We start from the raw sequence: 11,593 nt of genomic DNA, 5'->3' as shown, positions 1-11,593 counted from the left end.
TGCGTTCTCAAGAGGACACTATGGTCGCAGAAATGGCCGATCCGCGCTCGGCACGGCCGTGGTGGGCGCGGCCTGCCGCTCAGAAAGCCTGGAGTACGCTGCTCAGATGCGTGACCTGCGGGGCGCCGTCGAAGCAATGCCCGACCAGGCCGCGCCATGCCTGGAAATCCTCGCTGCCGCGGAAATGCACGGTATGGTCTTCCAGCGTCGCCCACTCCACCAGCAGCCGGTAGGCACGCGGGTTCTCGACGCCGCGCTGCAGCCGCATGCCGGTACAGCCCTGCGCGCGCCTGAACAGCGGCGCGGCCTGGCGCACGCCTTCCTCGAACGCCTGTTCCATGCCCTCTTTCACCAGGATTTCCGCACTTTCCAGCACCATGTCGCTTCCTTTCGTTCAGTTGAAGATAGAGCAGACGATTATGCCAGCACGGCGAACCCGGCGCTGGAGCCGGCACGGATGCGCTATCAGTGCGGCATGTTTCACTTCTACGAGCCGCGCGTGGCCGAGACCCCGGTGTCGATAGAATGCCGCCTGACCCAGCTGCTGCAGCCGCAGCGCGGCGGCGGCCTGGCCGATTACTTCACGATCGGCCCGGAACAGCTGTTCCGGATGTTCCGCCCGGCTTGAGGAAATCCGGTGGTGACAGCTGCGTCCACAAGGCATAAAGTACTACCTGCCTTACCTCTTTGGGAGGAGCAGCCATGTACAAGACCATCGTCGTCCACATCGATGGCGGGGCCCGCCAGGAAAGCCGTTTGCGCGCAGCCGCCCTGCTCGCCGTCAAGCACGGCGCCCACCTGGTCGGCAGCGGCGCCACCGGCATCTCATGGATGGACTACAGCCTGCTGACCGGCTCGATGGCGGCACCGGTCATCGGCGACGAGTTCCAGGGCATGCGCGATGCCGCCGCCGGGCACCTGGAAGCCTTCCGGCAAGCCGCCGAGCATCTGGGCGTGAACGCGCCCGAAAGCCGCCTGATCGAGGACGATCCACGCTATGCCCTGCTGCTGCAGTCGCGCTATGCCGACCTGATCGTGCTGAGCCAGGACAGCGACGCCGATCCCGGCCAGTCCCTGCGCACGCGTGGCTTGCCGGAGCATGTGGCCCTGCGCGGTGCGCGGCCGGTGCTGGTGGTGCCCGCCGGCTACCAGGGCGAACCGATCCCCGGCACCGCGGTGGCGGCCTGGGACGGCGGCAACCAGGCGCTGCGCGCGATCACGGCCGCGCTGCCGCTGCTGAGGCTGGCCGCAAGCGTCAAGCTGGCCGTGGTCAACCCCGACGCGCTGTCCGAAATGCACGGCGAACAGCCGGGTGCCGACATGGCGCTGTGGCTGGCGCGCCACGGCGTGAAGGTCGAGGTCGTCGTCGAGCAAACCCGGGCGACCGTCGGCGACGCCCTGTGCGGCCTGGCACGCGGCTGCGGCGCCGGGCTGATGGTGTCCGGTGCCTTCGGCCACAGCCGCTACCGCGAGTGGATGCTGGGCGGCACCACCCGCGAGCTACTCGAGCGCGCCCGGGTACCGCTGCTGATCGCGCATTGAACCATGGCAAGCGTCCCGCAAGCGGCGCCGGCCGGCGTGCCGCCCAGTGAGCAGACACGGGAAGCCAGTGCCTGGCAGGGCGGCGCCCGTCCCCGCTATCCCGAGACCGGCGTCGAACACGGCGGCGCCGACCTGGCGCTGAACGCCTGGCTGGGCCGCATGACCGGCTACGTGTCGCCGGCCGCGCTGGCGGTCGCCTGGCAGGACTGGGCCAGCCACCTGCTGCTGTCGCCGGACAAGCAGTTCGAACTCGGCCTGCATGCGATCGACAACCTGCGCCGCTGGTGGGAGTGCGCCGCCGCGCCGCCGGGCGCCTCCGCCGACCCGGTGCAGCCGCTGGCCCAGGACAAGCGCTTCACCGATCCGGCCTGGCAGGCCTGGCCCTGGTACCCGCTCAGCCAGGCCTTCCTCCTCAGCCAGCAGTGGTGGCACCGTGCCACCAGCGGCGTGCGCGGCGTGTCGCCGCACCATGCGGACGTGGTCACCTTCGTCGCGCGCCAGATGCTCGACAGCGTGGCGCCTTCGAATTTCGTGTGGAGCAATCCGGTCGCCCAGCAGGCCACCATCGCCAGCGGCGGCCTGAACCTGGCCCACGGGATGCTGCGCGCCTTCGAGGATGCCCGCAGCGCGCTGGCCGGCGTCCCGCCCCCGTCCGGCGCCATCGCGCGCGTGCTCTACCGGCCCGGACACGAAGTGGCGGTCACGCCAGGCAAGGTGGTGATGGCGAACCCGCTCGCCGAGCTGCTGCGCTACGACCCGGCCACGCCGCGCGTGCATGCCACGCCCCTGCTGATCGTGCCGGCGTGGATCATGAAGTACTACATCCTCGACCTGTCGCCGCACAACTCGCTGGTGCGCTACCTGGTCGAGCACGGGCACACGGTCTACATGCTGTCCTGGAAGAACCCGGGTCCCGAGGACCGCGACCTGTCGATGGCGGACTACCGCAGGCTCGGCGTGATGGCGGCGCTGGACTCCATCGCCGCGCAGACCGGCGCGCGCCAGGTGAACGCCTGCGGCTACTGCCTGGGCGGGACCCTGCTCGCGATCGCGGCCGCGGCGATGGCGCGCGACGGCGACCGGCGCCTGGCCAGCATGACCCTGCTGGCGGGCCAGGTCGACTTCACCGAGCCGGGCGAACTGTCGCTATTCATCGACGACAGCCAGGTCAGCTTCCTGGAAGCCGCCATGTGGCAGCAGGGCTACCTCGACACGCGCCAGATGGCGGGCGCCTTCCAGCTGCTGCGCTCGAACGACCTGGTGTGGTCGCGCCGGCTGCGCCACTACCTGCTCGACATCCCGGACAAGGACAACGACCTGGCATCCTGGAACGCCGACGCCACCCGCATGCCCTACCGGATGCATTCCGAATACCTGCGCAAGCTGTTCCTGAAGAACAGCCTGGCGAGCGCGCGCTACCTGGTCGACGGGCGCCCGGTGGCCCTGACCGATATCCACGTGCCGGTGTTCGCGGTCGGCGCCCGCACCGACCACGTGGCGCCGTGGCGCTCGGTGTACAAGATCGGGACGCTCAGCGACACCGAAGTCACCTTCCTGCTGACCTCGGGCGGCCACAATGCCGGCGTGGTGTCGCCGCCCGGCACGCCCAGGCGCAGCTACCAGCTCGCCACCCATGCCCCGGAGGATCCCTACGTCGATCCGGACAGCTGGCAGGCGGCGACGCCGGCGCACGAAGGCAGCTGGTGGCCGGCATGGGAAGCCTGGCTGGCGCGCCACGCCGGCCCCCTGGGCGCGCCGCCGCCGCCGGCGGCCGGGCTGGGCGCGGCGCCCGGCCGTTTCGTGCTGCAGCCATGACACCGCATCGCCCGCCCATCCAGCCGCCTGCCTATACCGCCGCGCTGCGCCATGCGCGCCGCCAGCTGTGCCTGCACCTGTCGCGCACCGCCGGCGCGCCGGACGAGCGCTTCGCGCGCGATTACGCCGACATCGTCGCCGAGGTCGAAGCCCATCTGCGGCACGAGGAAACCGTCATGGAAGCCTGCCGCGTCAAGCGGGTGGAGGAGCGGGTCCACGAACAGCGCCAGGAAAACGCGGCCATCCTCTCCGCCCTGCACCACACCCTGCCCCAGGTCGAGCGCGGCCGGTTCGAGACCGCGCGCCAGCTGGTGGCGGCGCTCACCGACATCCTGTCGCTGCACCGCATCAGCGCCGACCTGGCACTGCCGCACCGGCTGCCGGCGCCGTCCGGGCCGCCGCGCATGCGCGGACGCGCCGCGCGTACGCCCCGTCCGGCGCCGCCGCGCCCGCCGCGCCGTGCGCGCGAGCGCAGCGAATCCGAACGCTTTGCCTTCCCCATGGAGGTCCCGATGTCGCTGCAGTCCATCCTCGTCCATGCCGACCTGTCGCGCCACGCGCCGGCGCGCATCCACGCCGCCGCCCTGCTGGCGCGCGAGCACGGCGCCCATTTGCTGGGGGCCGCCATGATGGGGGTCTCGCGTGCCATCTTCCCGGACGGCTACCAGGAACGCCCCGGCTCCCTGAGCGCGGCCTGCTTCGATCCGCTGGCGGAGAACGCCCGCCTCGCACTGGAGCGCTTCGAGGCCATCGCCAGTGCGCGCGGGGTCCCGTACGACACCCGGCTGGTGCCGGACGACGCCGACGACGGCCTGGCGATGCTGTCGCGCTTCGCCGACCTGGTCGTGGTCAGCCAGGACGACCCGGACGAGTCGGTGTCCGACCGCGTGCTGCGCATGCCCGACTACGTGATCCTGAACAGCCCGCGGCCGGTGCTGGTGATCCCGCGCGGCGCGGCAATGCCCGAGGCCGGCCTGGGGCGCCGCATCATGCTGGCCTGGGACGGCAGCCGCGAAGCCGCGGCCGCGATGGGCGCCTCGGTGCCGCTGCTGCGCCGCGCCGACGCGGTCACGGTGGCGATGCTGTCCGGCCCTGCGCTGCCGGCGGACGACTGTGCGGCCCAGCAGGACGAACTGCTCGGCTTCCTGGGGCGCCACCGGGTGCGCGCCGACGTGCTGGTGCGCGACTGCGTGGCCGGCTATGGCGGCGATACCGGCCATGCGCTGCTGTCCGTGGCGGACGAACTGGGCGCCGACCTGCTGGTGATGGGCTGCTACGGCCACAGCCGCCTGCGCGAACTGTGCCTGGGCGGCGCCAGCCGCACCGTGCTGGCCGAGGCGCGCATCCCGGCCCTGCTGGTGCACTGAGAACCGGGCAGCAATGCCTCAGGCCGGCGCGCGGGCGCGGCGGCGCCGGATCCATGTGTACAGGATCGCGTTGATGGCGATCACACCCAGGCCCAGCCCGACCTGCAGGCCGCGGGTCAGGCCTGCCGGATAGATCAAGGGCACCAGGTAGTGGTCGATGAAACCACCCTGGTAGCCGGCATCCCCGGCCAGCCGGCGGAAATACAGCTCGGCCCAGGTCAGCGGACAGGCGGCGCCGCTCGCTTCGACCAGGACGCCCCAGCCGGCTGCCGCCAGTTGCACCGGCAGCCAGCCGCGCCGGCGCGCCACCAGCAGCGCGCCGAACACCACGAACAAAATGAAGCCGAGGTGCAGCAACAGGACGGCATCGGCGAGAAATCGGTAGAGCATAGTTTAAGGAGAGTGGAATGAACGACTGATCGAGATCAAACCCCAGGCATGTCACCCACCTATTCTGCATGTGAACCGCTAGAAGGAGAAGAATATGCCATCCAACAAGGTATTCCGCCGGACCGCCTGTCCGGCCGCCGCGGCCCTGCTGTTGCTGTGCGCGCTGCCCGTCGCCACGGCGCCAGCGGCTGCCGTGCAGGACCGGCCGGCCAGCCAGGGCGCTACCGGCAACAGCGGCAGCAAGGACAATCCCACGCGGCGCCAGCAAGCCGCCTTCACGCGCGTCAGCGACGCGGTCGGCGTGGTCAATGCCATGGCAAAAGAAACCGGCATGCAGGACCTGCTGGCGAAGGCCCGCGGCGTCTACCTGGTGCCCACCTACGGCCGCGCCGCGCTCGGGGTCGGCGGCGAAGGCGGCTCCGGGGTGCTGATGGTCAGGCGCGCCGACGACAGCTGGGGCAATCCCGCCTTCTTCAACATCGGCGGCATCAGCGTCGGCCTGCAGGCCGGCGTCGAGGGCGGTCCCTTTGCCCTGTTGCTGATGAACCAGAAGGCCGTCGATCATTTTCGCAACCGCAACAACTTCTCGCTGAGCGCGGACGCCGGCCTCACCGTGGTGAATTTCAGCCGCCTGGCGGCGGGGATGGCAACCGGCGACGTGGTCGCCTGGTCCGGCAGCAAGGGCCTGTTCGGCAACGCCGCGACGCTGGCGATCAACGACATCCGCTTCAACCAGAGGCTGAACGATGCCTATTACGGCAAGACGATGTCGGCGCTGCAGACGATCGACAGCACCGAGAAGAACACCCAGGCCGACGCCCTGCGGACCGTCCTGGGCAAATAGAAATATCCTTGCGAACAGGCGTTTGGCCGGCCGCAAACGGGCGCATCATTTCTCCCGTGCGGCATTGGTACACACGCAGCATTGGCGTACATTGCAGTCTTCCTGAATGAGACGAGACCGCCATGTACGCAACGAACTGGAACTCCATGGGCACCCTTGGTGCCATGGCCCTCAAGCAGATGGATCGCAGCCGCCAGGCACGCGGCCAGATGCTGGAACGTGCGGGCTACGGCCCGCGGCCGACCCCATCCACCATCCTGCACGCGGAACCCGGCCTGAACCTGCGCCGCTTCGGCCCGCAGCTCGCCGAGGGCCCGCCGGTACTGCTGGTGCCGGCACCGATCAAGCGGGCCTATATCTGGGACCTGGCGCCCGAAGTGAGCGTGGTGCAGCGCTGGCTGGAACGCGGCTACCGGGTCTACCTGGCGGAATGGGTACCGTTGGACGATTCTGACGAGAAACATGACTTTGGCCTGGCCGACTACGCGGACCGCCTGCTCGGCGCCTGCCGCCAGGCCATCGCCGCCGATGCCGACGAAGCCCACGCCAGGCCCGTCATCGCCGGCCACTCGCTGGGCGGCATCCTGGCGGCGATCCACAGCTGCCTGTACCCCGAGCAGTTGCGCGCCACCATACTGCTTGAATCGCCGCTGCACTTCGAGCCTGGTTCCTGCTGCTTCAACCGGCTGGTGCGGGCCGCGCCCGATGCGCGCGACATCGCCGCGACCTTCGGCCACGTCCCCGGCGTGTTCCTGAACACCATGAGCGCGATGGCCGAGCCGCAGGCCTTCCAGTGGGAGCGCTGGACCGACCGCTGGCTGTCGCTGGGCGACCCGCAAGCCCTCGCCACCCACATGCAGGTGGAACGCTGGACCCACGACGAGTTCGCGCTGCCGGGGCGGCTCTTCATCGACCTCGTCGAATCCTTGTACCGCAGGGACGAGTTGATGCAGGGCCAGCTGGACATCGGCGGCCGCCGCGTCGGCCCGGCCGGGCTGCGCACGCCGCTGCTGAGCGTGATCGACCCGCGCAGCAAGCTGATCCCGCCGGCCGCCGTGCTGCCCTTCCACGAAGCGGCGGCGAGTCCGCGCAAGCAGGTACTGCACTATGAGGGCGACGTCGGCGTCAACCTGCAGCACGTCGGCGTGCTGGTCGGCCGCACCGCCCATGCCAGGATCTGGCCGGCGGTCTTCGACTGGCTGGATACCTGGTAGGGCGACGCCACATAGGCCGCAGCCGGCGCGTCCGGCCAGGCTGCGGCGCCGCTCCTTCAAGCTCGCGAAAGCGGGGCTCGCGATCTCAAGCTGTACGACGTCATGCTTCAGCCTCCTGCCGGTCGACGTGGCTCGCCTTGCCCCCGGACGCCGCGCGTCGCAGCACCACCGGCACGGATTTGTACGACGGCGTCCCGCTTTGCCTGTCGTAGTTGGCCAGCGCGACCAGCCCGTTCGCTTCCGGGTAATACGCTGCGACCGACCCGCGCGCGATGTCGAAAGCCACTGCCACGAAATTCCTCACGATCCGCGGCTCGCTGGCATTCTCGCATTCCGCCACCGCCTCGATGTCGACCAGGTCGCCGTGCTCCAGGCCGCGTTCGGCGAGGTCGGCCTCGTTGACGAAGACGACGTCGCGCCGGCCGGTAATGCCGCGGTAGCGATCGTTCTTGCCGTAGATGGTCGTGTTGTACTGGTCGTGGCTGCGCACCGTGGCGAGTACCAGCGCGTCCTTTGCATCCTGCCGCGCGAGCGGGCGCTGGCGTTTGCTGTCAAAGACGATGAAGTTGGCCTTTCCCGACGCCGTGCGCCACTCGCGCCGCCCGGCCGGGATGTCGAGGCGGAAGCCGCGCGGTACGCGCACCCGCTCGTTGTAATTGTCGAAGTCGGGGAAGACCGCCTCGATGGCGTCGCGAATGCGGTTGTAATCCGCGATCAGGTAATCCCAGTCGACCTTGGTTTCGGGCAGCGTCGCCTTCGCAATGCCGGCCACGATCGCGGGCTCGGACTTCAGCAGTTCGGAGGCCGGCGGCAGGCTGCCGCGCGAGGCATGCACCATCGACATCGAATCTTCCACCGTGACCGACTGCGGGCCGGTTTCCTGCATGTCGAGTTCGGTACGGCCCAGGCAGGGCAGGATGAACGTGTTCTTGCAGACCATCAGGTGCGAGCGGTTCAATTTGGTGGCGATGTGTACCGAGAGGTCGAGATTGCGCATCGCCTCATAGCAGACCTGCGGGTCGGGCATCGCCGTCGGCAGGTTGCCGCCGAGGCAGATCAGTGCCTTCGAGCGGCCGTCGCGCATCGCCTCGACCGCATGAACCGCACCATGTCCGTGTTCGCGCGGCGCCTCGATACCGAACACCCGTTCAAGCGCATCCAGGAAGTCCTGGCTCGGGATCTCGGTGATACCGACGGTGCGGTCGCCCTGGACATTGGAGTGGCCGCGCAGCGGGCAGATGCCGGCGCCTTCCTTGCCGATATTCCCGCGCAGGAGCAGCAGGTTGGCCAGTTGCTGCACGTTGCCGGTGCCGTGCCGGTGCTGGGTGATGCCCATGCCGTAGCAGATGATCGGACGCTCGGCTTTGGCATAGATGGCGCCGGCGGCCTCGATGTCGGCGCGCGACAGGCCGGCGACATCCACGATCTCGTCCCACGAGGTCGCATCGAGGTCGGCCACCAGGTCTTCGAAGCCGCTGGTGTGCTCGCGGACGAAGTCGTGGTCCACCGCATCCATCGCCAGCACGGTCTTCATCATGCCCTTGAGCACCGCGGCGTCGCCGCCGATTTTCACCTGGTAGTAATGGCTCGCGATCGGCACCGCCTTACCGAGCGTCATTTCGACCGGGCTCTGCGGTGACTTGAAGCGCTCCAGGCTGCGCTCCTTGAGCGGATTGAAGACGACGATCGGAGCGTGCCGCAGCGAAGCTTCGCGCAGGGTGGCGAGCATGCGCGGGTGGTTGGTGCCGGGATTATGGCCGAATGAGAAGATCGCATCGCAATGATCGAAATCTTCCAGCGTCACGGTGCCCTTGCCGACGCCGATCGACTGCGGCAGGCCGACACTGGTGGCCTCATGGCACATGTTGGAGCAGTCGGGAAAGTTATTCGTGCCGTATTCGCGCACGAACAACTGGTACAGGAAGGCAGACTCGTTGGAAGCGCGGCCGGAGGCATAAAACTCCGCCATGTTCGGGTCCGGGAGGCTGCGCAGTTGCTCGCCGATGCGGCGGAACGCGTCGTCCCAGGAAATCGGCACGTAGTGGTCGGTGGCCGCATCGTAGACCATCGGGTGGGTCAGCCGTCCTTCCCACTCAAGATAGAAATCTTCCTTCTCCCACAGTTCGCTGACGCTGTGCCGGGCAAAGAATTCGGGCGTCACGCGTTTATTGGTCGCTTCCCACGATACCGCCTTGGCGCCGTTTTCGCAGAATTCGAACGACGATCCTTCGCGCGGATCGGGCCATGCACAGCCGGGGCAGTCGAATCCTTGAGGCTGGTTTACCTGCAGCATGATCGTGGTACGGTTGGCCGACATCTCGCCACGCAGCGCCTTGGCTACCGCCTGCAGTGCGCCCCAGCCGCCCGCAGGGCCGCCGTATTCTCCGATTCCCGGTACGTCTTTCCTTGGCATACGCCCTCCTTTGCAATGAAAGGCAATTCTACCGAGATTGTTAAATATTAGATTTTCAAAAGACACGCAGCAACAAGCCGGCTCCGAAAGGCGGACCTGCGGCTCCCCGCAGCCATCTACAAAGGCCGCAGGAACAAGCCCACGGTGAGGGCGATGCCGATGCCGACGATCGCCACGCGCAGCGCCTTCTCGTTGACGCGGTGCAAGGCCCAGGTGCCGGCCAGGCCGCCGAGGATGGCGCCCACGGCCAGCACCCCCGCCTGTAGCCAATGCAACTCGGGCGAGGTGATGAACAGGACCACCGCCGAGGCGTTCATCACCCCCGCCAGCACGTTCTTGGTGCCGCCGGCGTTGCGTGCCGACAGCCCGGCCATGGTCAGCGCCGCCATCATGAGGATGCCGATGCCGCCGCCAAAGTAGCCGCCGTAGACCGCAATCAGGAACTGCGCGGCGCCGGTAGTGAACTGGCCGAGGTGCGCTGCTTTCTCGGCGGAAGCCTTGCGGAAAAAGCTGCCCCAGGTAAAGACGGCGGTAGCGAACAGCACCAGCCAAGGCACCAGGCGTGCGAACACCTTGGGCGAGGTATGCAGGAGGAGGAGTCCGCCGGCCGCGCCGCCCAGGATGCTCAGCACGAACAGCGTGCGGAAGGACAGGCCCGCCGCCCCGCTCACCAGCTTGCGGCCGGCATAGCCCGCGGTGATCTGGCCGGGAAACAGCGCCACGGTGGACGTGATGTTGGCGGCCAGCGGCGACATGCCGGACAGGATCAGCGCCGGCAGCGTGACGAAGGACCCGCCGCCGGCCAGGGTGTTCTGGACGCCGGCCCACAGACCGGCCAGGAAGACCACGAGCAGCAGCATCGCCGCTCCGCCTCAGGCCGCCAAGACCTGCGGACCGATCTCGCGCAGGGACTTCACGCCGGTCAGGACCATATTGGTGCGGATGTCCTTCTCCATGATCGCCAGCAGGCGCTCGACGCCGGCCTGGCCGCTGGTGGCCAGCGCATAGATGAAGGCACGGCCGATCAGGACGCCGTCGGCGCCGAGCGCCAGCATGCGGAACACGTCGGTGCCGGTGCGCACGCCGCCGTCGGCGAAGATCGTCATCTTGCCCTTGACCGCGTCCGCGATCGCCGGCAGCACGCTGGCGGAGGACGGCGCGCCGTCGAGCTGGCGGCCGCCGTGGTTCGAGACCACGATGCCGTCGGCGCCGAAGGCCAGGGCGTCGCGCGCGTCCTCGGTGTCGAGGATGCCTTTCAGGACCAGCTTGCCTTTCCACTCGTCGCGGATCCACTGCAGGTCCTGCCAGCTGATGCCGGGGTCGAAGTTCGAACCGAGCCAGCCGATATAGTCTTCGAGCCCGGTCGCGGAGCCGCGGTAGGTGGAGATGTTGCCCAGGTCGTGAGGACGGCCGTGCACGCCGACGTCCCAGGCCCAGCGCGGGTGCATCATCGCCTGCAGGATGCGGCGGCGCGGGCCGGCGTCGCCGCTCATGCCGCTGTGCAGGTCGCGGTAGCGGTTGCCGGGCACCGGCATGTCGACCGTGAAGATCAGGGTGGTCGCACCCAGTTCGCTGGCGCGGCGCATGATGTCGCGCATGAAGCCGCGGTCCTTCAGCACGTACAGCTGGAACCAGATCGGTTTTGCGGCCTTGGCCGCCACCTCGGCCAGCGAACAGACCGACACCGTCGACTGGATGAAGGGGATGTTGGCGCGGCCCGCCGCCTGCACCGCCTGGACCTCGCCGCGGCGCGCATACATGCCGGCCAGGCCGATCGGGGCCAGGGCGATCGGCAGCGAATGCTGCTGGCCGAACCAGTCGGTCGTCAGGTCGAGCTGCTCGGAGCCGCGCAGTACGCGCTGGCGCAGCTTGACGGTCTGGAGGTCGCCGACGTTGGCGCGCAGGGTCTGTTCGGCGCCGGCGCCGCCGTCGAGGTAGTGGAACAGGAAGGGCGGCAGCTTGCGCCGTGCGGCTTCGCGGAAATCGGTTGCGGATGAGATGATCATGG

The 11,593-nt window shown here is 68.8% G+C and carries 10 protein-coding genes and 1 pseudogene; 6 read left to right on the top strand and 5 right to left on the bottom strand.

What is annotated here, in order from left to right; translation table 11 throughout:
* Positions 1-79: 79 nt before the first annotated feature.
* A complete protein-coding gene (locus tag ACI48D_RS16420) occupies positions 80-379 on the bottom strand; it encodes an antibiotic biosynthesis monooxygenase family protein (RefSeq protein WP_435572310.1) in 300 nt (99 codons plus the stop codon).
* Between the two features lie 114 nt (positions 380-493).
* Between ACI48D_RS16420 and ACI48D_RS16415 the strand changes: the two are divergent.
* The 4 genes and pseudogenes from ACI48D_RS16415 to ACI48D_RS16400 all read left to right on the top strand — a co-directional run.
* Positions 494-628 (top strand): annotated as a pseudogene (locus tag ACI48D_RS16415) (flavin reductase family protein); the annotation flags it as partial.
* 74 nt (positions 629-702) lie between these two features.
* Positions 703-1,542 (top strand): universal stress protein, encoded by an 840-nt coding sequence (locus ACI48D_RS16410; protein WP_435572309.1) that lies wholly within the window; start codon positions 703-705, stop codon positions 1,540-1,542.
* A gap of 3 nt (positions 1,543-1,545) precedes the next feature.
* Entirely contained in the window at positions 1,546-3,357 is a 1,812-nt protein-coding gene (locus ACI48D_RS16405) for a PHA/PHB synthase family protein (RefSeq protein ID WP_435572308.1), read from the top strand.
* On the top strand, positions 3,354-4,724 hold the full coding sequence (locus ACI48D_RS16400) for a universal stress protein (RefSeq protein WP_435572307.1): 1,371 nt from the start codon (positions 3,354-3,356) through the stop codon (positions 4,722-4,724). The genes ACI48D_RS16405 and ACI48D_RS16400 overlap by 4 nt, the downstream gene beginning before the upstream one ends.
* 18 nt (positions 4,725-4,742) lie before the next feature.
* On the opposite strand, the gene ACI48D_RS16395 is transcribed toward ACI48D_RS16400, so the two are convergent.
* Entirely contained in the window at positions 4,743-5,114 is a 372-nt protein-coding gene (locus tag ACI48D_RS16395) for a DUF2784 domain-containing protein (protein ID WP_435572306.1), read from the bottom strand.
* 94 nt (positions 5,115-5,208) lie between these two features.
* Between ACI48D_RS16395 and ACI48D_RS16390 the strand changes: the two genes are divergently transcribed.
* Together ACI48D_RS16390 and ACI48D_RS16385 are read left to right on the top strand one after the other, a co-directional pair.
* A complete protein-coding gene (locus tag ACI48D_RS16390) occupies positions 5,209-5,958 on the top strand; it encodes a lipid-binding SYLF domain-containing protein (RefSeq protein ID WP_435572305.1) in 750 nt (249 codons plus the stop codon).
* 122 nt (positions 5,959-6,080) lie between these two features.
* Positions 6,081-7,172, top strand: a complete 1,092-nt coding sequence (locus ACI48D_RS16385; RefSeq protein ID WP_435572304.1) for an alpha/beta fold hydrolase — start codon at positions 6,081-6,083, stop codon at positions 7,170-7,172.
* Positions 7,173-7,272: 100 nt separating this feature from the next.
* Here the strand turns inward: ACI48D_RS16385 and ACI48D_RS16380 are convergent, their stop codons facing one another.
* The 3 genes from ACI48D_RS16380 to lldD form a co-directional block, all read right to left on the bottom strand.
* Positions 7,273-9,585: an FdhF/YdeP family oxidoreductase gene (locus ACI48D_RS16380; RefSeq protein WP_435572303.1), complete on the bottom strand. Its 2,313-nt coding sequence runs from the start codon at positions 9,583-9,585 to the stop codon at positions 7,273-7,275.
* 116 nt (positions 9,586-9,701) lie between these two features.
* Positions 9,702-10,445 (bottom strand): sulfite exporter TauE/SafE family protein, encoded by a 744-nt coding sequence (locus ACI48D_RS16375; protein ID WP_435572302.1) that lies wholly within the window; start codon positions 10,443-10,445, stop codon positions 9,702-9,704.
* A 12-nt stretch (positions 10,446-10,457) separates the two neighbouring features.
* On the bottom strand, positions 10,458-11,591 hold the full coding sequence (lldD, locus tag ACI48D_RS16370; RefSeq protein WP_435572301.1) for an FMN-dependent L-lactate dehydrogenase LldD: 1,134 nt from the start codon (positions 11,589-11,591) through the stop codon (positions 10,458-10,460).
* Positions 11,592-11,593: the final 2 nt, after the last annotated feature.

The sequence above is a fragment of the Massilia sp. LXY-6 genome (assembly GCF_051233485.1).
In the GTDB taxonomy this organism is placed as follows: domain Bacteria; phylum Pseudomonadota; class Gammaproteobacteria; order Burkholderiales; family Burkholderiaceae_D; genus Telluria.
This window is presented reverse-complemented; position numbering and strand designations above follow the sequence as displayed.

Coding starts and splice junctions, on each gene's coding strand:
- lldD (WP_435572301.1), bottom strand. CDS start 11,591: ATGATCATCTCATCCGCAACCGATTTCCGCGAAGCCGCACGGCGCAAG.
- ACI48D_RS16405 (WP_435572308.1), top strand. CDS start 1,546: ATGGCAAGCGTCCCGCAAGCGGCGCCGGCCGGCGTGCCGCCCAGTGAG.
- ACI48D_RS16395 (WP_435572306.1), bottom strand. CDS start 5,114: ATGCTCTACCGATTTCTCGCCGATGCCGTCCTGTTGCTGCACCTCGGC.
- ACI48D_RS16380 (WP_435572303.1), bottom strand. CDS start 9,585: ATGCCAAGGAAAGACGTACCGGGAATCGGAGAATACGGCGGCCCTGCG.
- ACI48D_RS16420 (WP_435572310.1), bottom strand. CDS start 379: ATGGTGCTGGAAAGTGCGGAAATCCTGGTGAAAGAGGGCATGGAACAG.
- ACI48D_RS16385 (WP_435572304.1), top strand. CDS start 6,081: ATGTACGCAACGAACTGGAACTCCATGGGCACCCTTGGTGCCATGGCC.
- ACI48D_RS16375 (WP_435572302.1), bottom strand. CDS start 10,445: ATGCTGCTGCTCGTGGTCTTCCTGGCCGGTCTGTGGGCCGGCGTCCAG.
- ACI48D_RS16400 (WP_435572307.1), top strand. CDS start 3,354: ATGACACCGCATCGCCCGCCCATCCAGCCGCCTGCCTATACCGCCGCG.
- ACI48D_RS16410 (WP_435572309.1), top strand. CDS start 703: ATGTACAAGACCATCGTCGTCCACATCGATGGCGGGGCCCGCCAGGAA.
- ACI48D_RS16390 (WP_435572305.1), top strand. CDS start 5,209: ATGCCATCCAACAAGGTATTCCGCCGGACCGCCTGTCCGGCCGCCGCG.